Below are 23340 nucleotides of genomic sequence, written 5' to 3' on the forward strand. Positions count from 1 at the left end.
GACGGGCGGCTGCCGGGCGTGAACTCACCACCCAAGGTGTCGGTGCTGATCACCGTCACCGGCGTGGACCAGCCGGGCGTGACGGCGACCCTGTTCGAGGTGCTGTCGCGGCACGGGGTCGAGCTGCTCAACGTCGAACAGGTGGTGATCCGGCACCGGCTGACGCTGGGGGTGCTGGTGTGCTGCCCCGCCGACGTCGCCGACGGGCCCGCGCTGCGCCACGACGTGGAGGCGGCCATCCGCAAGGTCGGCCTGGACGTCAGTATCGAACGCAGCGACGACGTGCCGATCATCCGGGAGCCCTCGACGCACACCATCTTCGTGCTGGGCCGGCCCATCACCGCGGCCGCGTTCGGCGCGGTGGCCCGCGAGGTGGCCGCGCTGGGTGTCAACATCGACCTGATCCGCGGCGTGTCCGACTATCCGGTGATCGGGCTGGAGCTGCGGGTCTCGGTGCCGCCGGGAGCCGACGAGGCGCTGCGCACCGCGCTGAACCGGGTGTCCAGCGAGGAGCACGTCGACGTCGCCGTCGAGGACTACACCCTGGAACGGCGGGCCAAGCGGCTCATCGTGTTCGACGTGGACTCGACGCTGGTGCAGGGCGAGGTCATCGAGATGCTGGCGGCCAAGGCGGGCGCCGAGGGCCAGGTCGCCGCGATCACCGACGCCGCGATGCGTGGCGAGCTGGACTTCGCGCAGTCGCTGCAGCAGCGGGTGGCCACGCTCGCCGGCCTGCCCGCCACGGTGATCGACGAGGTGGCCGGCCAGCTGGAGCTGATGCCCGGCGCCCGGACCACGCTGCGCACGCTGCGCCGGCTGGGGTATGCCTGCGGCGTGGTGTCCGGTGGCTTCCGCCGGATCATCGAGCCGCTGGCCGAGGAGCTGATGCTGGACTACGTGGCGGCCAATGAGCTGGAGATCGTGGACGGCACACTCACCGGCCGGGTGGTCGGTCCCATCATCGATCGGGCCGGAAAGGCCACGGCGCTAAGGGAATTCGCGCAGCGGGCCGGGGTGCCCATGGCGCAGACCGTCGCCGTGGGCGACGGCGCCAACGACATCGACATGCTGGCCGCGGCCGGGCTGGGCATCGCGTTCAACGCCAAGCCGGCGCTGCGCGAGGTCGCCGACGCGTCGCTGAGCCACCCGTATCTGGACACGGTGCTGTTCCTGCTCGGGGTGACCCGCGGCGAGATCGAGGCCGCCGACGCGATCGACGGCGAGGTGCGCCGGGTGGAGATCCCGCCGGAGTAAGCGCGGCGAGTAATCGCGGCGACCCGGCAGGTGTGCGGGCGTCGCGGTACGGCACGATGGTCGGGTGCCCGAAAACGACAGTGCGGCAGCCGACCCCGATCTGCTGATCGAGTTGCGCGACGTGTCGCTGCGGCGCGGCGGCAACGTCTTGGTCGGGCCGCTGGACTGGGCGGTCGAACTGGACGAGCGGTGGGTGATCGTCGGGCCCAACGGGGCCGGCAAGACCTCGCTGCTGCGGATCGCCGCGGCGGCCGAACACCCTTCGTCGGGGGTGGCTTTCGTGCTCGGCGAGCGGCTGGGCCGGGTTGACGTGACGGAGTTGCGGTCGCGGATCGGTCTGTCGTCCTCGGCGCTGGCGCAGCGGGTGCCCAGCGACGAGGTGGTGCGCGATCTGGTCGTGTCGGCCGGCTACGCGGTGCTGGGCCGGTGGCGGGAGCGCTACGAGGACATCGACTACCGCCGGGCCGTCGACATGCTGGAGAGCCTGGGCGCCGAGCACCTGGCCGACCGCAGCTACGGGACGCTGTCCGAAGGCGAGCGCAAGCGGGTGCTGATCGCCCGCGCGCTGATGACCGACCCCGAGCTGCTGCTGCTCGACGAGCCCGCCGCGGGCCTGGACCTGGGCGGCCGTGAGGAGCTGGTGGCGCGGCTGGCCGACCTGGCCGCCGACCCCGACGCACCCGCGCTGGTGCTGGTCACCCATCACGTCGAGGAGATACCGCCGGGTTTCAGTCACTGCATGCTGCTCTCGGAGGGGCGGGTGGTCGCCGCCGGACTGCTGACCGACGTGCTCACCTCGGAGAATCTGTCCACCGCGTTCGGCCAGGCGATCGCGCTCGACGTCGTCGACGGGCGCTACTTCGCGCGGCGCGTCCGCACCCGCGCAGCCCACCGGAGGCAGCTATGACCTCACCCGAGGAAGCCCCGCTCGTCCCGCGGCCCGCGGCCACCGTGATGCTGGTCCGCGAAGCCCCAGCCGGCCTGAAGGTGTTCCTGATGCGACGGCACTCCCGGATGGAGTTCGCGGCCGGGGTGATGGTGTTTCCCGGCGGCGGCGTCGACGAGCGCGACCGCAACGCCGACCTGGGCGGGTTGGGGGCGTGGGCCGGACCGCCGCCGCAGTGGTGGGCGCAGCGCTTCGGCATCGAACCCGACCTGGCCGAGGCGCTGGTGTGCGCGGCGGCCCGCGAGACGTTCGAGGAGTCGGGGGTGCTGTTCGCCGGGCCGGCCGGTGCGCCGGACAGCATCGTCGGCGACGCCTCGGTGTACCGCGACGCCCGCCGCGCGCTGGCCGACGGGACGCTGTCGTTCGCGGACTTCCTGCGCACCGAAAAGCTGGAGCTGCGTTCGGATCTGTTGCGGCCGTGGGCCAACTGGGTCACCCCGGAGGCCGAGCGCACCCGCCGCTACGACACCTACTTCTTCGTCGGGGCCCTGCCGCAGGGTCAGCGCGCCGACGGGCAGAACACCGAATCCGACCGGGCGGGCTGGACGACGCCGGAGGCCGCGCTCGAGGACTTCTCGGCCGGCCGCAGCTTCCTGCTGCCGCCGACGTGGACACAGCTGGACTCGTTGGCCGGGCGGACCGTCGCGGACGTGCTGGCGGTGCAGCGCCAGATCGCTCCGGTGCAGCCGCATGTGGAGATCCGGGGCGACAACTGGGTGTTCGAGTTCTTCGACTCCGACCGCTACCACCGGGCGCGGGAGGCCGGCGGGCTGGGGTGGCGGCATTGAACGAGTTCGTCAGCGTCGTGGTCAGCGACGGCTCCCGGGACGCCGGGCTGGCGATGTTGTTGGTGTCGCGCCCGCCGACCAACGCGTTGAGCCGCCAGGTGTACCGCGAGGTGATCGCGGCGGCCGACGAGCTCGGGCGGCGCGACGACGTGGCCGCGGTGATCCTGTTCGGCGGCCACGAGATCTTCTCCGCCGGCGACGACATGCCCGAGCTGCGCACGCTGCGCGGCGTCGAGGCCGAGACCGCGGCCCGGGTCCGCCGCGACGCCATCGACGCCGTGGCGGCCATCCCCAAGCCGACCGTGGCCGCGATCACCGGCTACGCGTTGGGCGCCGGGCTCACCCTGGCGCTGGCCGCCGACTGGCGGATCAGCGGCGACAACGTCAAATTCGGCGCGACCGAGATCCTGGCCGGCCTGGTGCCCGGCGGTGACGCGCTGGCCCGCCTGACCCGGGTGGCCGGCGCGAGCAAGGCCAAGGAGCTGGTGTTCAGCGGCCGGTTCTTCGACGCCGAGGAGGCCCTGGCGCTGGGGCTGATCGACGAAATGGTGGCCCCCGACGACGTGTACGACGCCGCCGCGGCGTGGGCGCGCCGGTTTCTGGACGGCCCGCGGCACGCGCTGGCCGCCGCCAAGGCCGGTGTCGACGCCGTGTTCGAGCTGCCCCGCGCCGAGCGGCTCGCCGCCGAACAGCGGCGCTACGTGGAGGTGTTCTCCGCTGGTCAGGGCGGCGACGCGGGGGCGGATCCGCACGGCGGTTAGGCTTGCCCTTCATGACCAGATCGACCGACGCCGTTCCGACGCCGCACGCCACCGCCGAACAGGTGGAAGCCGCCCGGCACGACAGCAAGCTGGCCCAGGTGCTCTACCACGACTGGGAAGCCGAGACCTACGACGAGAAGTGGTCGATCTCCTATGACCAGCGCTGCATCGACTACGCGCGCGGCCGCTTCGACGCCATCGTCCCCGAGCACGTGCTGCGCGAGCTGCCCTACGACTGGGCACTCGAATTGGGTTGTGGCACAGGGTTTTTCCTGCTCAACCTGATCCAGTCCGGGGTGGCGCGGCGCGGGTCGGTGACCGACCTGTCGCCGGGCATGGTCAAGGTCGCCACCCGCAACGGGCAGTCGCTGGGCCTGGACATCGACGGCCGGGTCGCCGACGCCGAGGGCATCCCCTACGAGGACGACACCTTCGACCTGGTCGTCGGCCACGCCGTGCTGCACCACATCCCCGACGTCGAGCTGTCGCTGCGGGAGGTGATCCGGGTGCTGCGCCCGGGCGGCCGGTTCGTCTTCGCCGGCGAGCCGACCAGCGCCGGCGACGTCTACGCCCGCGAGCTGTCCACGCTGACCTGGCGGATCGCCACCAACGTCACCAAGCTTCCCGGGCTGGGCAGCTGGCGGCGCCCGCAGGCCGAACTCGACGAATCCTCCCGGGCCGCCGCGCTGGAGGCCATCGTCGACCTTCACACCTTCACCCCCGGCGACCTGGAGCGGATGGCGGCCAACGCCGGCGCCACCGAGGTGCGCACCGTCAGCGAGGAGTTCACCGCCGCGATGTTCGGCTGGCCGGTGCGCACCTTCGAGGCATCGGTGCCGCCCGGGCGGTTGGGCTGGGGCTGGGCGAAATTCGCGTTCAACGGCTGGAAGACGCTGAGCTGGGTGGACGCCAACATCTGGCGCCGGGTGGTCCCGAAGGGCTGGTTCTACAACGTGATGGTGACCGGGGTCAAACCCACCTGAGTGTTCAGCCTCCCCGACGTCGCTTACCTGCGGTCCGATGCGGGTGTGGGCGCCCTGGCGGCCGTCGCCGAACTCGAGTTGAGCGACGCGACCCGGATCGCTGACATCGCGGCCGCCCGCGCCCGATTCGGCGAGCGGACCCCGCTGCTGGTGGAGACCGTGCTGTTGCGCCGCCGCGCCTCGGAGAAACTGGGCGAGCTAGGCGTGTCGGACTGGCTGTTCACCGACGAGGCGTTGCAGCAGGCCACCGCGGCGCCGGTGGCGGTGCACCGGGCCGGGCGGCTGGCCGGGCCGGGCGTCGTTGTGCACGACGTGACCTGTTCGATTGGCACCGAACTGGCCGCGCTGCGCGCCCGTGGGGTGACGGCGGTGGGCAGCGACATCGATCCGGTGCGGCTGGCGATGGCGCGCCACAACATCGGCTCGGCGGCCTGGCTGTGCCGCGCCGACGCGCTGCACCCGGTCACCCGCGACGCGGTGCTCATCGTCGACCCCGCGCGACGCGTTGACGGTCGGCGGCGGTTGCGCATCGATGACTACCAGCCCGGCCTCAGCCCGCTGCTGGACAGCTACCGCGGCCGGGATTTCGTCGTAAAGTGTGCTCCCGGAATCGATTTCGAACAGGTGCGACGGCTCGGCTTCGCCGGGGAGATCGAGGTGACGTCGTATCGCGGTTCGGTCCGGGAGGCGTGCCTGTGGTCGGCGGGGTTGACCCAGTCCGGGGTGCGGCGGCGGGCGACGGTGCTCGATCGCGGCGAACAGATCACCGACACTGACCCGGACGACTGCCCAGTGCGCCCGGTGGGGCGCTGGATCGTCGACCCGGACGGCGCCGTGGTGCGGGCCGGGCTGGTGCGCCACTACGGTGCCCGGCACGAGCTGTGGCAGCTCGACCCCGACATCGCCTACCTCTCCGGCGATCGGCTGCCCGCGACGGTGCGCGGGTTGCGGGTGCTCGAGCAGCTGGCCTTCGACGAACGACGGCTTCGGCAGGCGTTGACGGCCTCGGACTGCGGGGCGCTGGAGGTGTTGGTGCGCGGGGTGCGGGTGGACCCCGACGCGCTGCGCAAACGGATGCGGCTGCGCGGGAGTCGCCCGCTGTCGGTGGTGATCACCCGGATCGGCGCACGGACCTCCGGGCAGGTGACGGCGTTCGTCTGCCAACCCTCCCGGTAGCGCCCGGGTACGCTGGCGGCGGTCCCATTTCCGCCGCCCCCGCCCTGGCACGTCTGCGAGGACAAATCCACGATGCGTTATCTGCTAGCCGCTGCGTTGCTCGCGCCGGCGGTCTTGTTGGGCTGGCCGGCCGCCGCCGAGCCCCCGTCGTGCGCCGCCCTCGGCGGCAGCCTCGAGGACGGGCAGATGTGCCGGCTGCGCGCCGCCGGGCCCAACTACACCATCAATATGGTGTTTCCCGCCGACTACCCCGACGAGCAGGCCCTGACCGACTACATCACCCAGAACCGGGACGGCTTCGTCAACGTCGCGCAGAGTTCCGGCGGGCGGGATCAGCCCTACCAGTTGGAGGCCACCACCGAGCAGCACAGCGCCGGGCAGCCGCCGCACAACACCCGCAGCGTCGTGCTCAAGTTCTTCCAGGACGTCGGGGGAACCCGGTCGTCGATCTGGTACAAGGCGTTCAACTACAACCTGGGCACCAAGCAGCCGCTGACCTTCGACAATCTGTTTGCGCCCAACACCGCCCCGCTGGACGCGATCTTCCCGATCGTGCAGCGCGACCTGGAACGCCAAACCCCGTTGGGCGCCGCGATTTTGCCCTCCACCGGGCATGACCCGTCGCACTACCAGAACTTCGCCATCACCGACGACCAGCTGATCTTCTACTTCGCCCCCGGCGAGATGCTGCCGGCGTTCGGCGGGCCAGTGCAGGCCCAGGTGCCGCGCAACGCGATCCCACCGCTGGCGATCTAACCGGCTCAGACCGGTCCGGCCCGCAGCTCCATCGCCGCGGCGGCGACCGCCAACGCCACCTGCGCCAGGCAGCCGATGATCGGGACGAAAAACGCCCGCTTGCGGCGCACCAGTAAGACCACCGCGACCGCGATGTCGAGGACCAGCAGGGCGGCGCCGGCCCAGATGTTCAGGTTCATGGCCCGGTCGATCCAGGCGGGGTCGCCGCACTTTTGGTAGCCGCACGGGTCGGTGCTCATCACCAGCAGTCCCAGCAGCACGTAGGTCGCCGCGAACAGGCCGCCGTGCACGACCAGCAACACCAGCGTGGCCACCAGGTCGGCGGTGTTGGTGGTGGCGACGTCACCGGTCCGGGGGCTGGTCGTTGGGTCGTCGATCGGCACGCCAACAGTATGGCCGGCTCAGGCCGGTGCGAAACCGTAAACCTGGCCGTCGCTGATCGCGGCCACCACCCGGCGATCGGTGCCGACCGAAACGCCCAGCGGATAGCCGGTCGCCGCCGGCAGCGGATAGCTGTTCAGCGTGTGACCGTCACCGGGATCGAAGACCAGCACCGACATCCCCGGCGCGCCGTTGGCCGGGGGCCCGCTGACCACCGTGTAGCCGACACCCGCCAGGCTGGACGACGACAGCGGGATCAGGTCGTCGCGGCGCCACACCTGGTCGGCGTGGTCGCCGGCGTCCCGGAACGCCGCCAGCCGGGTGTCCGGGCCGCCGCCCGCCACGATCAGCCCCTGCGGGGTGACCGCCGGCGGCGTCTGCGCCAAAAACCCCAGCGGTGCGGACCACTTCACCTTCGCGTCCGCCGCGCGCAGCGCCCACAGCCGCTGGTCGCGCCCGTTGACGTAGACCGTCGACCCGTCCGCGGACAGCACCGGGCTGGCGATGACACCGGCGCCCACGGCGTCGCTGGTCCACTCCCGGGTCAGCAGCGGGGACTGCCCGGGGTGATACTTCAGCCCCACCAGGCCTGCGCTGGGCGCGCCCGGCTGCCAGACGCCGAGCACCACCATCCCGGTGGCCGCCGAGAAGGCGGGGGCGGCCGGCACCGGGCAATCCGGGCGGGCCGGCGCGCAATCGGCCAGCCCGCGCGTCGCGTCGGTGGGATCGACGCCGTCCACCAGATCCAGCGGGCTGCCGGCCACCTGGCCGCGATGGGAGTCGAAGACCAGCACCTGTCCCAGATGCGTGACCACCAGCAACTGGCCGTGCCCGAGGAACCGCGGGGTGGTGGGCATGCCGATCACCGGCTGGCGCCAGCGGGTCCACTGAGTCACCGGAAACGACAGGAACGCCCCGGGCTGGCCGACGTAGAGGTTGTCGAAGCCGTCGAGCAGCGGGCCGGCGAAGCCGCCGCCCTGGACCAGCCGCACGCACCAGCGCTGCCGGCCGTTGTCGTTGTTCTCCCACTCCATCAGCGAACAGCCGGCCGGGGTCTGGGCGTTGAGGCCGAGGTAACCGCGGGCGCTCAGCGCCGGCCCGGCGGCCAGGCTGCCCTTGACCGAGCGGGTCCACTGCAACGCGAGCTTGCTGGCCCCGCCGGTGCTGGTGTAGCCGCTGTTGGCGGCATCGGCGTACTGGGCCGGCCAGCCTTGCGCGGCCGACGCTTCCACCCACGAGTCGGTGTTGCCGCACGCGCCGGCCCCCGCCGTGACGACCGCCGCCAGCAGCATCGATGACCATCGCCGAAGACGGCTGAGGAGTTGTCGGGCAAGCACCTCGATTTCCCAAATCCTTCCGCGGCCGTCGGCTTGACTCGCCTCGATGAGCAGCGATCGAGTACAGGTGAGGGTAACCCGTGGCTGCTTCGATAGGCTGTCCGGCCATGACGACCATGTGGGGCGCTCCACTCCATCGCCGTTGGCGTGGATCGAATCTGCGCGACCCGCGCCAGGCCAAATTCCTCACCCTGGCCTCGCTGAAATGGGTGCTGCGCAACCGCGCCTACACCCCCTGGTACCTGGTGCGGTATTGGCGGCTGCTGAAGTTCAAGCTGGCCAACCCGCACATCATTACCCGCGGCATGGTGTTTCTGGGCAAGGGCGTGGAGATCCATGCCACGCCCGAGCTCGCGCAGCTCGAGATCGGCCGCTGGGTGCACATCGGCGACAAGAACACCATCCGCGCGCACGAGGGCTCGCTGCGGTTCGGTGACAAGGTGGTGCTGGGCCGCGACAACGTGATCAACGCCTATCTGGACATCGAGCTCGGCGATTCGGTGTTGATGGCCGACTGGTGCTACGTCTGCGATTTCGACCACCGCATGGACGACATCAACGTCCCTATCAAGGACCAGGGGATCGTCAAGTCCCCGGTCCGCATCGGGCCGGACACCTGGGTGGGGGTGAAGGTGACGGTGCTGCGCGGCACCTCCATCGGGTGCGGCTGCGTGCTCGGCTCGCACGCGGTGGTCCGCGGTGTCATCCCGGACTACTCGATTGCGGTCGGCGCACCGGCCAAGGTGGTCAAGAATCGTCAGCTGTCCTGGGAGAGTTCGGCCGCGCAGCGGGCCGAGCTGGCCGCCGCGCTGGCCGACATCGAACGAAAGAAGGCCTCCCGCTAGCTTTTTGGTTGCGGCTGCTCGTCCACCTTGAAATGGAAGTTGACGTCGCCCGCGTCGACGTCGGTGACGGTCACCAGCACGCCGTACTTGTCGCTGCCGTCGGTGAGCTGACACCGCAGCGTCGCTCCCGCAACGCCTTTCAAGTTGTCCGGGCAGGTGACCGAATCCGGTTGCCTGCCGAACTGCTGGCCGAGCTGGCTGCTGATCGCGCCGGCCACCTGGTTCTTGTCGACCGTCTCCACCATGTCGAACTTGACGTCGTTGCCGTTGACGCTGGTCACGGTGACGTTGACGTTGAACGGCCGGTTCTTGACCTTCATTTCACAGTTCAGCTGCGCCCCGACTTTCGCCGGCAGGTCGCCGGGGCAGTTCACCGACTCGGGCTTGTTGCCCGCCGCGTCGGTCATCTTGGCGGTGATCTGGCCGGCGACGTCGCTCTTGCTCACCGAATGCGACGGTCCGATCGAACAGGAACAGGCGCCGACGCCCGCGGTGAGACCGCCGATCAACAGCGTGCGGATGATGAAGTTGGTCATTATCGCCTCCCGAATGGCTCGCAACTCCTGAATCGGCTGATAATGGCACGCCAATCGGTTTCGGGTGGCCATTCAGCAAACAATTCACCGAGGCGGGTGCGCGGCGCCGGGTACCGCCGCGGGCGCCGGTGTCGAAATATGAATCCGCACAGCGCTTTTCGAAGGACTCCGACGACGTCGGGTGCCCGGACGGCGGTTCACATGCTCCGATAGCGGCGCAGCGCTTCGGCGCGTTCGGTCGCGTGGTCGACGATCGGCGCCAGGTAACCGGGCGGTCGCTCGCCGGTGCGCAGGTGTGGGTCGTCGGCGCACCGCAATTCGGGCACCCAGCGGCGGATGTAGTCGCCGGAGGGATCGAATTTTTCGCCCTGGGCGGCGGGGTTGAACACCCGGAAGTAGGGTGCGGCGTCGGTGCCGCAGCCCGCACACCATTGCCAGCCATGCTGGTTGTTCGCCAGGTCGCCGTCCACCAACTGCTGCAGAAACCAGTGCGCGCCCCACTGCCAGGGCAGGTGAAGGTCCTTCACCAGGAAAGAGGCAACGGTCATGCGCACCCGGTTGTGCATGAATCCGGTCTGGCGCAGCTGGCGCATTCCGGCGTCGACGAACGGAAAACCGGTTTCGCCGGCCTTCCAGGCCTCGAAGCGGCGGCCGGCCTCGTCGCCGGTGTCGGTGCGGATGGCGTCGAAGGCGCTGTTCCAGTTGCGCCACGCGCTGGCCGGCCGGTGATGCAGCACGTCGGCATAGAAGTCGCGAAAGGCCAACTCCCGCAGGTACGTTCGCGCTCCGGCGGCACGTAGGTCGAGATCGGCGACCAGCGTGCGCGGATGGATGGTGCCGAACTTCACGTGCGCCGACATCCGGCTGGTGCCCTCGATGTCGGGCCGGTGGCGATCGTCGGCGTAGTTCGCTAACCCGTTGTCCACGAACGTCTTCCACTGGTTTCGCGCCGCAGCCTCACCGGCCGCCAGGTCGAGCGTGGCGCCGGGGTCGGGGATTTCGCAGGCGGTGATGCCCAGCCGCGCCGGATCCAGCCAGCGCGCGGATGCGGCGCCGGTTTTGGCCGGTGGTCGCCAGCCGGTGTCGCGCCACCGCCGCAGAAACGGGGTGAACACCTGGTAGGGCGAGCCGTCCGGCTTGGTGACGCGGCCCGGCGCGACGAGATACGGCGATCCGGTCGCCACCAGCGGGACCGACGCCAGCGCCGCGCGCACCCGGGCGTCCCGGCGCTTCCCGAACGGCGTGAAGTCCTCCGAGACGTGCACCGACGAGGCGCCGATTGCCTTGGCGATTTCGGGAATTCGGATGTCGGGCCGCCCGCGGGTGACCAGCAGCCGACCGTCCAGCTCGTCGCGCAGCACCCGCAGCGAGTCGCCCAGGAACTGCAGCCGGCGCGGCCCGGACGACCTCTGCAGCCGCGGATCGAGCACGAAGCAGGCGAGCACCTCGTCACTGTCCGCCGCGGCCGACAGCGCCGGATGATCGTGCAGGCGAAGGTCGCGGCGGAACCACAACAGCGCGGGCATCGGCGGTGCGGGCTAACCGTTGAGGCGCCAGATGTGGGTGGACAACACGGTGGCGAAGCCGCACCACAACGGATAGGGCGACAACGTCAGAGCGCCGCGCGACGTGGCCGCGATATCGGCGTACAGCGTGGTCCACGCGAGGGGAAACGCGGCGCGGGGCGGTTGATAGGCGGGCTGGCGCAGCCGCGCATACCACCGGGGGACGGCCTTGGCGCCGGCCAGGCGTCCGGCGCCGGCGGCCGCGGCGACGGCCAGGCTGGTTGCGCCGAGTATCGACCTGTTCACGGCGTGCTCCGTTCGTGTCGAGAGGGGTTGTTGGGCCACCAGATTCGGTCGCCGACGAGGGTGAACAACGCCGGGATGACCAAAGTGCGCACCACGAAGGTGTCCAGCAGAATGCCGAGGCCGACGATGATGCCCAACTGCGTCAGGACCACCAGCGGCAACACCGCGAGCACGCAGAACACCGCGGCCAAAACGATTCCGGCGCTGGTGATCACGCCACCGGTGGCCGCCACCGCCTCGACCATGCCCTGCCGGGTCCCGTGCCGGGCGGCTTCCTCGCGGGCGCGGGTGACCAGGAAGATGGTGTAGTCCACGCCGAGGGCGGCCAGGAACAGGAATGCGAACAGCGGCGTAGTGTAGTCCAGCGCCGGAAAACCGAACAGGTGCAGGCTGACCCAGCCGCCCAGGCCGAGTGCGCCCAGCGCGCCCAGCATCGTCGCGACCAGCAGGACCGGCGGCGCCATCACCGACCGCAGCAGCACGGCGAGGACGATCAGGATGACGGCCAGGATCGCGGGGATCAACAGCACTCGGTCGTGGGTGGCGGCATCGCGAACATCGAGGGCCGCCGCGTCGGCCCCGCCCACCAGCGCGCCGGAGTCGGCGGCTCGCGTCGAATCCCGCAGCGCGGCAACGATATCGAACGCGCGAACCGACGACGGTGGCGCGTCGATCACCACCGACCACTGCGTCAACCCGGACGCCGAACGGCCGGACTCGGTCGCCGAGACCACACCGGGGGTGGCCGCCATCGCCTGGTGCACGGCCGCAGCATGGCCGGTGTCGGCGACGACCAGCGTCGGGTTGGCCAACCCGGCCGGAAAGTGCTGGGCCAGCACGTGATAACCGGCCACCGAATCCGCCCGGACACGGAACTGTTCGGTCTGTGACAACCCGATCCGGGTCCCCCACAATCCACCACCCAGGGCCGCCAACACCGCGACCGCGGCCACCGCGACCAGCGCGGGACGCCCGGCCACCCATTCCGCGACCCGGCGCCACGCCCCGGACTCGGTCGCCGGCCGGTCCACCGGAATGAACGGCCAGAACAACCGCCGGCCGCACACCGCCAACAGCGGGGGCAGGACCACCAGCACCGAAACCGCGGCGATCACCAGACCGCACGCCGCCAGCGCGCCCAGACTGCGGGTGCTGGGGGTGGCGGCGAGCAGCAGGGTGAGCAGCGCCAGCACCACGGTCGCGTTGCTGGCGACGATGGCCGGTCCCGCCCGGTGCACGGCCCGGCGCAGGGCGTCACGATGGCCGGCATGGCGGCGCAGTTCCTGGCGATAGCGCGAGATCAGCAACAGCGCGTAATTGGTGCCGGCGCCGAAAACCAGCACGCTGGTGATCCCGGAGGTGGCGCCGTCGAAGCTCAACCCGGTCAGCGACGCCACCGCGGTGCCCACCGCCGCGGCCACCCGGTCGGCGAAGGCGACCACCAGCAGCGGGACCAGCCACAGCACGGGGGAGCGGTAGGTGGCGATCAGCAGCAGCGCCACCACCGAGGCGGTCACCGCGAGCAGGGTGACGTTGGCGTGCGTGAACGCGCCGGCGATGTCGGCGCCGAACGCCGGGCCGCCGGTGACGTGCACCTGCAAATCCGCCGCCAGCCCCGTCGCGGCGGCCGTGCGCAGCGCGCTGACCGCATCGTTGAGGGCCAGACCCGACAAGGTGGTGCTCAGCGGCACGACGCCCGGGGCGGCCTTGCCGTCTTGCGAGGGCGTCAGCGGCTGCGCCGGTGCGGCGCCGGGTTGCGCGGCGGCCTGGGCGCGGTCACGGGCCGCCCGGGCCGCGTCGAGATCGGCGGGGCCGAGCACGGCGCCGTCGGCGCGGCTGACCACCACGATCAGCGGGGTCCGGTCGCCGCCGGGGAACTGCCCGGCCAGCGCGGTGACCCGGGCGGACGGCGAGTGCTGCGGCAGTGACTGCGGCGCCTGGCCCGCCGCCGCGTTCGGCCCGACCAGAGCCATCACGCCGACGCCGGCCAGCACCGTGACCGCGGCCAGCAGCCAGGAACGCGGACCGGTCACGGCGGCGGCCACGCGTTCCCACACCACGAAATCAAGCCTTTCAGTTTGTTAAACATTAATCAACTGAAATGACGCGTCGAACGCCGATGCGTCGGCGGCACCCGAAAAGGGGCACTATGGACATTATGGACACCCGGCGGGGGCCCCGATGGACGCGATGACACACCGGAAACGGCGGCACATCGACGTGTGTCTGAGCGACCCGGTGGAATTCGACGGCGTCACAACCGGGTTGGACCGCTACCGATTGCCCTACCACGCACTGACACAGACCAGCCTGGGCGACATCGACGTGTCCACCTCGTTCTTCGGGGCGAACCTGCGGGCGCCGATCCTCATCGGCGCCATGACCGGGGGCGCCGAGATGTCGAAGACGATCAACCGGAATCTGGCCGCAGCCGCTCAGCAGCTGGGAATCGGCATGATGCTGGGGTCGCAACGGATCATGCTCGACAGCGCGCTGGGCGAACGCGCCGCGGACAGCTTCGCGGTTCGCGATGTGGCCCCGGATGTCTTGCTGTTCGGCAACATCGGTTTGTCGCAGCTGGCGAAGACGGCGGTTCCTCATCTGGTGAAGGCGCTCGATCGGGTGGGTGCGGACGCCTTGGCCGTGCACACCAATCCGTTGCAGGAGGCGATGCAGCACAACGGGGACACCGACTTCTCCGGCTCGCTGAGCAGGCTGCGCGAAGCCGCCGCCGCGCTCGATTATCCGGTGCTGCTTCAAAGAGGTCGGCCACGGCATCGGCGGTGCGGCGGCCGCGGAACTTGTTGGGGGAGAAGGACAACCGCCGGTGGCCGGTATTGACGTGGCGGGTGCCGGAGGCACTTCCTGGTCGCGCGTCGAACAGTTCGTTCGGTACGGCGAGCTACGCTATCCGGACCTGGCGGACTGGGGTGTGCCCACCGCGCGCGCGATCGTCGAGGTGCGCCGGCTGCTGCCGGATATCCCCTTGGTGGCCTCCGGTGGTATTCGGACGGGCATGGACGCGGCCAAGGCGATCGCGTTGGGTGCCGACGTGGTGGCGGTAGCGCGGCCACTGTTGCCGGCGGCGATCGAATCGTCTGCGGCCGTGGTCGATTGGCTGCAGCCGTTCATCGACGAGTTGCGGGTGTGTCTGCACGGCTGCGGTGTCGCCGACCTGGCGGGCTTGCGTGCCGTCGAGCTGATCCGCCCCGCCTAGGGCCGGCGGCGTGGCGGTCGAAGGTGCAGTAGCGACCGTGCTCAGCGTGGCGCGCCGCGACGTCCCGCGGTCGTCGCACGCTTGCGGCCGGGAGCGGCGGGCGGTTTGGAAGTCGATGCGGCCAGCCGGGATTCGAAGGCGGACATCGCCTCGATCATCGCGGTGAAGACCCGATGTGCTGCCGCCAAGTCACGGTCGGACAGATGGGCGAGGGCGTCGCGCAGCTCGGCGCCCAGCGGGGTGAAGAACGAATGCGCCAGCGCCATGCCCGGTTTCTCGTAGCGCAGCAGCGTCTTGCGGCGGTCCTGCGGGTCGGGTTCGCGGCGGATGTGCCCGGCATCGATCATGCGATCCACCAGGTAGGTGATGGCCGCCGGCGACACGTCCATCCGCTGGCGCAGCTGGGCCGGCGTCAACGGCGTTCCCGCGGTTTCGGCGACCATGATATGCAGCAACGCGTGGAAGTCGGTGCCGCTGACGTTGTTCTGGCGAGCGAAGTGCCGGCCGATGCGGTCGGACTGCGCGGTGATCGCACGCATGTCGGCCGACATCAACTTCTCGAGTTCGGTCCGATCCAGTCGCCGATCAGCGGCGCCGCGCTTGGTCACTTACCCGCATCCTTCCGGCCCGACACGCTGACCAGCGTATCGGCGACCGCCACCGGCGACCCGCGAACCACGCGGGCGTTTTCGGACCCCGGGCAAACCCGCAGTGTTGTGGGCCCAGGCGGTGGACATTACCCTACGGCGGTTTCGCCTTTCTCGCGTTAATCGTCCGGGGGCGGCGGTGTGCGCCGGGTGCCCGCCGGTTCGCCGCCGCTCTTTCAACGCAGTCTCGTGACGGTGCCGCTGCCCGTCGGCGAGCCGGCCGCGCACCAGCTGCTCGATCTCTTGGAACAGTGGTAGTAGCCGTCGTCGTCTTCGGCATGCGGCACGGAATTTCCGCTGAACAACTACGCACCATGACCCGGCGGCGACGGCGAATACGTCGCTCGACGCGTCCTAACGGTTCTGGCTGCGGACCTCGTAGCGGCGTTCGGCGTAGGCCAGATCGTCCCGCCACAGCCGGCCGGCCGCATAGCGCATCACCGGGGTGAGCAGCGGCGCCGCCCACAAGGCGCGCGCGAACCCGGGCCGGTCCGAATGCGCGATGACCGCTTCCAACACCGCGGTGCGGGGACGGCCGTCCGGGCCGGAACCTATTGGGGTCGCGTGGGTTTCGACGACACTCCCGGTCCCTTCGCCGTCCACGATGCGCATCACGATGGTGCGCGCCTCCGGGCAATCGAACTCCGCGACCACCGGCACACCCAGCCGTCCGATCCGGAAGGTCACCGCCACCAGGAAGCGGTCGGCGTCTTCGGTGGGCGTGGCCAGCACCTCCAGCCGGGTGAATGAGTAGGGGTGAAACCATGCGCCGTGCCAGGGGTCGAGCCGGTTGGCGATGATGTCGGCAGGTTCGCACACGCCCACCAGGTGAGCGACCGAGGCCAGCGTGTGGCCGGCCGGCCTCGGCGGTATCACCGGTCGCGGTGACGGCGTCTCGCCTCCCACCGCATCGAGGCGCACCCAGGCCAAGGTGCCGTCGTCGTGACTGGGCACTGGCGCCCAACCGAATTCGCGTGCGCGGCCGTCCAGGGGCAGCCCGTGCCACCGACACATCAGCGTGCCCCCACACACGGTCCCGGTGGCCAGGTCGGCCCCCAGGTGGGGGCAACTGCGCGGCCCGACGCACAGCGCACCGCGGGCGTCGCGCCAGGCGACGAGATCGACGCCGGCGACGCGCGCCCCCAACGGCCGCCCGCGCTCGACGTGCGTGCTGGCGGCGAACGCGTACCAGTTCCCGGTGGGTTGCCGGCGGCAGCGCTGCAGCGCGGCGTCGATGACGGCGGGTTGCGCCTCGCGAAAGGTCGGACGCTGATCGGCCCAGGGTGTGTGCGGAATGACCTGCAGCGGCCAGTCTTTGGCGCGGACGGACGGTCGCAAGTGTCGCAGCTGTGCGCGGATGTTCATGATCGGGTGGCCCCTTCGCGGTTGGCCAGCCAGCGCAGCAGGCGTGACCGGCCTTCGGTGGGGACGGTGACCAGCGGGTGCCCGGCCAATCCCCAGCGCTTGAGCAGATGGTTGGCCGCGCACCAGCCCGTGGTCGCGGCGCGCTCCATGAGGGCCACCGGCAGGTCGATCCGTACGGCGTCGCCGGCCAGCAGCAGGCCCGGGGTGGGCGTCACCACCGTGGGCCGGTGCGGGTAGCCGCCCGGGGCGAACAGCGGACAGTCGCTGCGGTGCAACAGCGTCTCGTGCACGATCTGCGCGGCGGCGGTCTCGGGATAGATCCGCCTCAGTTCACGTAGCGCCGCCGCCCCCGACGGCGCCGAATCCAAGGCGTAGGAATGCAATTCGACGACCGAACCATGATGCGCTCCGGCCCAGGCGCGCGCTTCGCGTTCATACCGGTCCAGCACGCTGATGTTGTCCAGCGGCTTGTGCCCGGCGGTGCCCAGAAACGCCGGGCGCCGCGGCGAGACCGGGCGGTCGAGCCAGAACCGATGGACGGCGAACGGCGGCGCGGTGCGCAACCCCGCGATCCGATCGCGCCACTCCCCGTTGGCCAGGCCGCGCGAGGCGGCGACGATCCGCTGCAGGCCGGCGACGTCTGTGGCCAGCACCACGGCGTCCACCTCCAGCTCCTCATCGGTATCGGTATGCACGGCAAAGCGATTCGCCGCGTCGATGCTTCCGACGCTGGTGCCCAGCCGGAACCGGACGTGGCGTTGTTCGAGATAGCTGCGCAACGGCTGCCACAGTGCGCTGTCGTAGTTGGCGCTCGGAACGTCGAAGATGAGGCCCTCGGCCGACCCCAGGAAATAGATGTGGAACATGGTCGCCAACTCGGCGGCCGACAGTTTGGCCGGGTCGGCGAAGAAGCTGCGGGAGAACACCTCGAATGCCAGATGCCGTGCGGCCTCGGGGAATCGGATGTCCTCGAGGAACGTCGCGGCATCGATGTGGTCCAGGCGCCGGTAGGTTCCGGGCACCGACACCGCGGCCAGTGGCGCGGCGGCACGAGCGTCGATGCGGGCGAAGTCACGCAGCCGGAAGGTGGGACTGCGCACGGCGAAGGCCATGGCGTTCAGCGGCGGGGTACGCGGCAGGCCGCGGAAGCTGTCTCGTCGTCCCGCCGCGTCGATGAGCGGGTAATCGTTGACCGGCACCAGCATTCGCAGGCGCGGATCGAGGCGCGCGAGCAACGCGCGCAGGTTGTAGTACTGCCGGAAGAACGCGTGGAAGCCGCGGTTCATCGCGAGGTCGGTTCCGTCGTGGTGTTCGGTCCAGCCGCCGACCCGGCCGCCGAGGTAGTGTTCACGTTCGATGACCTCGACGGCGACGCCGCGCTCGGCGAGCCCGGTGGCGGCGGTCAGGCCCGCGATCCCGCCGCCCACCACCGCCACCCGTGGGCGGGACGGCAGCGCACCGGCATCCGGCAATCCGGTGGGCGCGGGCAGTATCCGACGGCGGCGGTCGGTGGCACGCGCGGTCATGAGGGTGCGTCCGCGAGGAAGGTGTGCACGATGCCGGCTTCCCAGCCGGGCATGGTCTCGCTGTGGACGGCGGTGAAGCCGGCGTCGGCCAGTCGGGCCCGGAACCGGGTGGCGCCGTCGAATGCGAGCACGCTGCGCCACAGGTAGCGGTACAGCGCGGTATCCCCGCTGCGCCACCACCCGGCGGGAATGATGATGCCCCAGCAGAGGGCGTGCCAGGCAAGCGTGGCGGCGGCGGAGTCGCGCACCGAATATTCGTGCACCGCAAGGGTTGCGCCGGGCCGCAGCAGGGTGCGGAACCGCCGTAGCTGCTCGTCGCGGTCGGCGACGTTGCGGATCAGGTAGGCGGCCAGCACGCCGTCGAACGGCCCGGTGATCCCGTGTTCTGCCAGTCGCTGGACGGGAGCGTGCACGAACCGGACCGAGGCCGGCCACCGTTTGGCCAGCGCCACGTCCAGCATGCCGCGCGACGCGTCGACCGCGACGATGTCGGCCGCCGGCGCGACGGCGAGCAGCGCGGCCGTCGACGCACCGGTTCCGCACCCGGCGTCGAGCAGGCGTAAGCCCTTGCCGTCGTGCGGGATTCGCATCCTGCGCGCCGACAGCAGCAGCTGCGCGTGGTAGCCCGGGCTGGCGCCGACCAGCCGGTCGTAGGTCGCGGCGCCGGCGTCGAACGCGGCCGCCAGGTTGCCCGGGGCAGGGCGCGTGTCACCGGCGCGCACGTCGTCGTTCCCAGAGCAGCAGCACCGCGGTGACCATCGCGAAGCCAAACAGAAAATCCTCTACCGGGATGTCGAACGGGAAACGCAACCCGCTGATTTGCCGGTCGTCGTAGATCACCACGGGCGAGCTGAGTTTGGTCAGCCAGCCGTCCACCGGCACCTGGAATCCCAGCACGATGAGCATCGACAGCCAGTAGGCCGGCCGGCGAAAGAGCCCGGTCCGCAGCACCGTCAACTCCGCGGCGCACACGATCACCACCGCCAGTGCGGCCGGCAGGGTGTAGCCCAGGCCGGTCATCGGCGGCGCACCTTGCCCAGGATGGTGCTCACCGCGTTGTAGGTCAGCACCGCACACACCGGGATGATGAGAAAGAACAGCAACTCTTCGATCGGCACCCGAACGGGGATGCTCAGCCCGCACAGGTAGGCGTGGTCGTACATCCACACCCGCGCGGCCACGGCGATCTCATCCCAGAGCAAGAACACCGCGGCCACCGGCAGCACCGCCGCGGCGAGCCGTCGCCACCTCCGGTAGACGCCCGTACCCGCGATCTCCAGCGGCGCGGTGACCACCAGACAGGCGGCGAGCACCACCAGGTATTGCCACCGATCGCTCATGCGGCCCCCGACCGAATACCCCGACCGCTGTTGCGCGCCCGCCACGAGCGGATCAGCCCCACCGCGCCGACCCGCAGCCGTCGCGCTGTGCCCACGGTGGCCCGGTGGCCGAAGACCGCGAAATCGCTTTTCTCGATGCAGTCCAGGATCTCCGAATACAACGCCGCCGCGGCCGCCACGCACGGCCGTGAGCGGTGCTGCAGGACCGCGATCCCGGCGGTGGCGAATCGGTATGTCTGACGGGCGATGTGGTGCTGTGCGATCAGCGCCCGGCGCACCCGCGGATCGGTGCGGCGGTGCTCGTGGCACCACATCAGCAGCTCCCGGTCGACGCCGTCGGCGGCGAGTTCGTCCGCCGGCAGGTACACCCGACCGCGCGCCAGATCTTCGTCGACGTCGCGCAGGAAGTTGGTGAGCTGGAACGCCCGGCCCAGGGCCGCCGCATAGGGTGCGGCCTCGTCCACCGGCGTCACGGTACCCAGTATCGGGAGCACTTGCAGCCCAATGGCTTCCGCGGATCCGCGCATGTAGCGGTTGAGCGCTTCCCGGTCCGGATAGTCGGTGACGGTCAGGTCCATCCGCATCGAGGCCAAAAAGTCCGCGAACAGTTGGGAGCTGATTCGGTAGCGCCGCGCGGTGTGGGTGACCGCGGCCACCAACGGATCGTCGGTGTGCGCACCGCCGGAGAAGAGACGCTCCGACAGCCGTTGCAGCCGCCGGGCGCGCACCGCGGGGGCCACCCGCGGGTCGAGGTCGTCGAGGATGTCGTCGGCGTAGCGGGCGAAGCCGTACAGTGCGTGCACGGGCGGGCGCTGGTCGGGTGCGAGCAACCGGGTGGCCAGGAAGAAGGTACGGCCGTGCGCGGCGTTGAGCTCGCGGCATCGGCGATACCCCTCGCGCAGCAGCGGATCCTCGATTCCGGCCGCAGCCCATTCGCTGCGCATCATGGCGAACCGGCTTTCATGTCGATGCGCGCGGGCGTTCGCTTGCTGACGCCGGTGATGCGGTCCGCGGCGAGTCGCCCGGAGATCAAGGTGGTCGGCACCCCGACCCCGGGCACCGTGGAGGATCCGGCGAGCACCGCGTTGTCGATGCCGCGCACCATGTTGGCCGGGCGGAACGGGCCGGTTTGTGCGAACGTGTGCGCGAGCGCGAACGGACTGCCCGCGGCCATGCCCCGGCGCGCCCAGTCCGCGGGCGTGACGACATCCAAAACCGTTGCGCTGCCTGGCAAACCGGGAAGAAGCCGCTGACCGACGAGCGCGATGAGGTCGTCGACGTAGCCGCGCCCGACGCTGTCCCAGTCGATGCCGCCCGACTCCAGGTTCGGCGCCGGGGCGAGCACATAGAGCAGGTCGCGTCCTCGCGGAGCCAGCGTCGGGTCGCTGGCCGTCGGCCGGGTGACCAGCAGCGACGGATCCCGCATGAGTTGGCCGGCGCCGATGATGTCGGCGAACGTGTGATCCCAGGCGTCGCCGAACAAGATGGTGTGGTGCGCGGTCTGCGATGCCACCGCGGGACAACCCACATGCGCCACCACCGCCGAGGGGGAGTGCCGCAACCGCAGCGCGCGACGCGGTGTGCGGCCCAGCAGCGCATAGGTTTGCGGCAGCTCGGTGGTCAGCACCACCGCGTCGCAGGAGATGCGTCCGGCCTGTTCGGTGAGTACGGCGCCGACCCGCCCACCGGTCTTCTCGAGCGCGGTAACCGTTGTGCCATAACGGAACTGAACCCCAGCGTCGGAGGCGGCGGCGGCCAGCGCGTCGGGCAGCGCCCGCACGCCGCCGCGCGGAAACACCACGCCCGAGACCGTGTCCATGTAGGCGATCACCGCGTACACCGCCAGGGCGTCGCGCGGGGCCACGCCGGCATACAGCGATTGAAAGGTGAAGATGCGCTGCAGCCGCGGATCACTGAGATAGCGCTTGACCATCCGGTCCCAGTTGCGGAAACCGCCGATCGCGATCAGCTGCGCCAGCCGGGGGGTGAGCAGCGACAGCGGTGAATCGAAATTGGCGGCGATGAATCCGTCGAACTCGGTGCGGTACAGGCGCGTCAGCCATGCCCGCAGCCGCCGGTAGCCCGTCGCCTGCTCGCGGCCGGCGAACTCGGCGACGGCGTCGGCCATCCGGTCCGGATCGCGGTGGACGTCGAGGCTGCTGCCGTCGGCGAACACGGCGCGGTACGCGGGATCCAGCGTGCACAGCTCCAGTCGCCGGGCCAGGCTGTCGCCGACGGCGGCGAAGGTGTCCTCGATGATGTCCGGCATGGTGAGCACCGTGGGGCCGGTGTCGATCCGATATCCGTCGATGTCGCGCCGGCCCGCCCGACCGCCCGGCCATGCCTCGCGCTCCACGACCGTGACCGCCCGCCCTCGACCGGCCAGGTGCAGCGCCGCGGACAGGCCGGCCAGACCGGCCCCGATCACCACGACGTGATCGGCGGAGCCCTCGATGGCCCGCATGCTCACCGAACTCCCGTCCCGGCGACGGTCATTCGGCGCGATCCGTACAGACGGCCGCCATCTCGGCCAGCGCGGCGCGCACCGATTCGTCGACGGGCAGGCCGCACAGCTGCTCGCGTGCCGACGCGACGCGGTCGCTGATCATCCGCTCGATCAGCCGCACCGCTCCGGTCTCGACGATCAGCGCTTTCCACCTCTCGATCGCGGCCGCGTCCAGCACGTCACGAGTGGCGAGCTCGATGAGCTCACGCCGGACCGGCGGATCGGCGAGTTGGTGGGCGCTCACCACCACGGCGGTGGCCTTGCGCTCGAAAAGATCTGCGGCGCAGGGCTTGCCGGTGACCGCCGGCGAGCCGAAGACGCCCAGCACGTCGTCGCGCAGCTGGAAGGCTTCACCCACCGCCGCGCCGTAGCGGCTCAGCCGGGCCACCGTCCGGTCGTCGCACCCGGCCATCGTCGCGCCGATTTCCAGCGGCCGGCGCACCGTGTAGTTACCCGATTTGCGGCGCGCCACCTCCAGCACGGCGTCCAGCCCCGGTGACTGCCGGATGTCGTTGGTCAGGTCGGCGAACTGGCCCACCGCGAGCTCGACGCGCATGGCGTCATAGCGTGGAAACGCGCGTTGCAGGCGGCGCGCTTCGAGTCCGCTGTCGCGCAGCATCTGTTCGGCCCAGATCAGGCAGAGATCGCCCAACAGGATGGCGGCCGATTCACCGAATCGCCGCGGCGAGCCGGACAATCCGCGGTCCTGATGCCAGCGGCCGAACTGCAGATGCGCGGCCGGACGGCCCCGCCGTTCCTGCGCACCGTCCATCACATCGTCTTGCAGCAGTGCGAAGGCGTGCAGCAGCTCGAAACTGGCGGCGGCCCGCAGCGCCGCCCGGTCGCGCGGTGCCCCGCACAGCCAGCCCAGGTAGACGAACGTCGACCGCAGGCACTTGCCGCCGGAGACGAACTGAACCAGGATGTCGCCCGCGGCCCCGATCCCCGCCCGGTCGAGTTCGTCGGCGCGTCGCACTCCGACGAAGTCGGCGACCTCGTCCAACACCATCGCCCGAACGTGTGCCCGCCACCCGCCGAAGTCGTCGATGCGCGTCCAGGCCGGCGCCGCCACCGTGGTGGTGGGCGAAAACGACAAAGCTCCCATGGTGTCCCAGCGCTCCCTCCCGGACGGCACGGCCTGCCCAGTCCCGCCCGGGCCGAACAC

23 protein-coding genes and 1 pseudogene are annotated in these 23340 nt (G+C 70.7%); 9 read left to right on the forward strand and 15 right to left on the reverse strand.

Annotated elements, in window-relative coordinates:
• Positions 1-18: 18 nt before the first annotated feature.
• The 7 genes from serB (at position 19) to MAA44156_RS03960 (ending at position 6664) form a co-directional block, all read left to right on the forward strand.
• Positions 19-1254 (forward strand): phosphoserine phosphatase SerB, encoded by a 1236-nt coding sequence (serB, locus tag MAA44156_RS03930; protein WP_009978312.1) that lies wholly within the window; start codon positions 19-21, stop codon positions 1252-1254.
• A gap of 64 nt (positions 1255-1318) precedes the next feature.
• Positions 1319-2161, forward strand: coding sequence for an ABC transporter ATP-binding protein (locus tag MAA44156_RS03935; protein WP_003874946.1), 843 nt, complete (start codon positions 1319-1321; stop codon positions 2159-2161).
• Positions 2158-2988, forward strand: a complete 831-nt coding sequence (locus MAA44156_RS03940; protein ID WP_009978310.1) for an NUDIX hydrolase — start codon at positions 2158-2160, stop codon at positions 2986-2988. The genes MAA44156_RS03935 and MAA44156_RS03940 overlap by 4 nt, the downstream gene beginning before the upstream one ends.
• Positions 2985-3749: an enoyl-CoA hydratase gene (locus MAA44156_RS03945; RefSeq protein ID WP_050427684.1), complete on the forward strand. Its 765-nt coding sequence runs from the start codon at positions 2985-2987 to the stop codon at positions 3747-3749. The genes MAA44156_RS03940 and MAA44156_RS03945 overlap by 4 nt, the downstream gene beginning before the upstream one ends.
• A gap of 11 nt (positions 3750-3760) precedes the next feature.
• Positions 3761-4732 (forward strand): class I SAM-dependent methyltransferase, encoded by a 972-nt coding sequence (locus tag MAA44156_RS03950; RefSeq protein ID WP_009978308.1) that lies wholly within the window; start codon positions 3761-3763, stop codon positions 4730-4732.
• Positions 4733-5908, forward strand: coding sequence for a THUMP-like domain-containing protein (locus tag MAA44156_RS03955; protein ID WP_009978307.1), 1176 nt, complete (start codon positions 4733-4735; stop codon positions 5906-5908).
• A gap of 72 nt (positions 5909-5980) precedes the next feature.
• On the forward strand, positions 5981-6664 hold the full coding sequence (locus MAA44156_RS03960; RefSeq protein ID WP_009978305.1) for an esterase: 684 nt from the start codon (positions 5981-5983) through the stop codon (positions 6662-6664).
• Between the two features lie 5 nt (positions 6665-6669).
• Here MAA44156_RS03960 and MAA44156_RS03965 read toward each other — a convergent pair whose 3' ends face one another.
• Together MAA44156_RS03965 and MAA44156_RS03970 are read right to left on the reverse strand one after the other, a co-directional pair.
• Positions 6670-7047, reverse strand: coding sequence for a DUF6264 family protein (locus MAA44156_RS03965; protein ID WP_009978304.1), 378 nt, complete (start codon positions 7045-7047; stop codon positions 6670-6672).
• Between the two features lie 18 nt (positions 7048-7065).
• Positions 7066-8337 (reverse strand): outer membrane protein assembly factor BamB family protein, encoded by a 1272-nt coding sequence (locus tag MAA44156_RS03970; RefSeq protein ID WP_009978303.1) that lies wholly within the window; start codon positions 8335-8337, stop codon positions 7066-7068.
• A gap of 152 nt (positions 8338-8489) precedes the next feature.
• Between MAA44156_RS03970 and MAA44156_RS03975 the strand changes: the two genes are divergently transcribed.
• Complete coding sequence (locus MAA44156_RS03975; protein ID WP_009978302.1) at positions 8490-9227, forward strand: acyltransferase; 738 nt, start codon at positions 8490-8492, stop codon at positions 9225-9227.
• Here the strand turns inward: MAA44156_RS03975 and MAA44156_RS03980 are convergent.
• From MAA44156_RS03980 to MAA44156_RS03995, 4 genes are all read right to left on the reverse strand, one after another.
• Entirely contained in the window at positions 9224-9763 is a 540-nt protein-coding gene (locus MAA44156_RS03980) for an anti-apoptotic protein (protein WP_009978301.1), read from the reverse strand. The two genes, MAA44156_RS03975 and MAA44156_RS03980, sit on opposite strands and share 4 nt — an antisense overlap.
• A 197-nt stretch (positions 9764-9960) precedes the next feature.
• Positions 9961-11289: a cryptochrome/photolyase family protein gene (locus MAA44156_RS03985; protein ID WP_009978299.1), complete on the reverse strand. Its 1329-nt coding sequence runs from the start codon at positions 11287-11289 to the stop codon at positions 9961-9963.
• Positions 11290-11301: 12 nt separating this feature from the next.
• A complete protein-coding gene (locus MAA44156_RS03990) occupies positions 11302-11574 on the reverse strand; it encodes a tryptophan-rich sensory protein (protein WP_009978298.1) in 273 nt (90 codons plus the stop codon).
• Positions 11571-13634 carry an MMPL family transporter gene (locus MAA44156_RS03995; RefSeq protein WP_029248565.1) on the reverse strand — a complete coding sequence of 688 codons (2064 nt, stop codon included), beginning with the start codon at positions 13632-13634 and terminating at the stop codon, positions 11571-11573. Before MAA44156_RS03995 ends, MAA44156_RS03990 begins: the two co-directional genes overlap by 4 nt.
• 121 nt (positions 13635-13755) lie before the next feature.
• On the opposite strand from MAA44156_RS03995, the pseudogene fni reads away from it, so the two are divergent.
• Positions 13756-14791: pseudogene (gene fni, locus MAA44156_RS04000) on the forward strand (type 2 isopentenyl-diphosphate Delta-isomerase).
• A 41-nt stretch (positions 14792-14832) separates the two neighbouring features.
• Here fni and MAA44156_RS04005 read toward each other — a convergent pair.
• From MAA44156_RS04005 to MAA44156_RS04045, 9 genes are all read right to left on the reverse strand, one after another.
• Positions 14833-15399 carry a MarR family winged helix-turn-helix transcriptional regulator gene (locus MAA44156_RS04005; protein ID WP_009978296.1) on the reverse strand — a complete coding sequence of 189 codons (567 nt, stop codon included), beginning with the start codon at positions 15397-15399 and terminating at the stop codon, positions 14833-14835.
• 393 nt (positions 15400-15792) lie between these two features.
• On the reverse strand, positions 15793-16803 hold the full coding sequence (locus MAA44156_RS04010) for a DUF5914 domain-containing protein (RefSeq protein WP_009978293.1): 1011 nt from the start codon (positions 16801-16803) through the stop codon (positions 15793-15795).
• The gene (locus MAA44156_RS04015; RefSeq protein WP_009978291.1) at positions 16800-18329 is read right to left on the reverse strand and encodes a hydroxysqualene dehydroxylase; all 1530 of its coding nucleotides are present in this window, start codon (positions 18327-18329) and stop codon (positions 16800-16802) included. The genes MAA44156_RS04010 and MAA44156_RS04015 overlap by 4 nt, the downstream gene beginning before the upstream one ends.
• A complete protein-coding gene (locus tag MAA44156_RS04020) occupies positions 18326-19051 on the reverse strand; it encodes a class I SAM-dependent methyltransferase (protein ID WP_009978290.1) in 726 nt (241 codons plus the stop codon). The genes MAA44156_RS04015 and MAA44156_RS04020 overlap by 4 nt, the downstream gene beginning before the upstream one ends.
• Positions 19038-19349: a lycopene cyclase domain-containing protein gene (locus MAA44156_RS04025; RefSeq protein ID WP_009978289.1), complete on the reverse strand. Its 312-nt coding sequence runs from the start codon at positions 19347-19349 to the stop codon at positions 19038-19040. Before MAA44156_RS04025 ends, MAA44156_RS04020 begins: the two co-directional genes overlap by 14 nt.
• Positions 19346-19669, reverse strand: coding sequence for a lycopene cyclase domain-containing protein (locus MAA44156_RS04030; RefSeq protein ID WP_009978288.1), 324 nt, complete (start codon positions 19667-19669; stop codon positions 19346-19348). The genes MAA44156_RS04025 and MAA44156_RS04030 overlap by 4 nt, the downstream gene beginning before the upstream one ends.
• Complete coding sequence (locus MAA44156_RS04035; protein ID WP_011725730.1) at positions 19666-20616, reverse strand: phytoene/squalene synthase family protein; 951 nt, start codon at positions 20614-20616, stop codon at positions 19666-19668. The genes MAA44156_RS04030 and MAA44156_RS04035 overlap by 4 nt, the downstream gene beginning before the upstream one ends.
• A complete protein-coding gene (crtI, locus tag MAA44156_RS04040; protein ID WP_009978286.1) occupies positions 20613-22133 on the reverse strand; it encodes a phytoene desaturase family protein in 1521 nt (506 codons plus the stop codon). The genes MAA44156_RS04035 and crtI overlap by 4 nt, the downstream gene beginning before the upstream one ends.
• Before the next feature lie 28 nt (positions 22134-22161).
• Positions 22162-23340, reverse strand: a complete 1179-nt coding sequence (locus MAA44156_RS04045) for a polyprenyl synthetase family protein (RefSeq protein ID WP_011725728.1) — start codon at positions 23338-23340, stop codon at positions 22162-22164.

This window comes from Mycobacterium avium subsp. avium (assembly GCF_009741445.1).
Lineage (GTDB): Bacteria > Actinomycetota > Actinomycetes > Mycobacteriales > Mycobacteriaceae > Mycobacterium > Mycobacterium avium.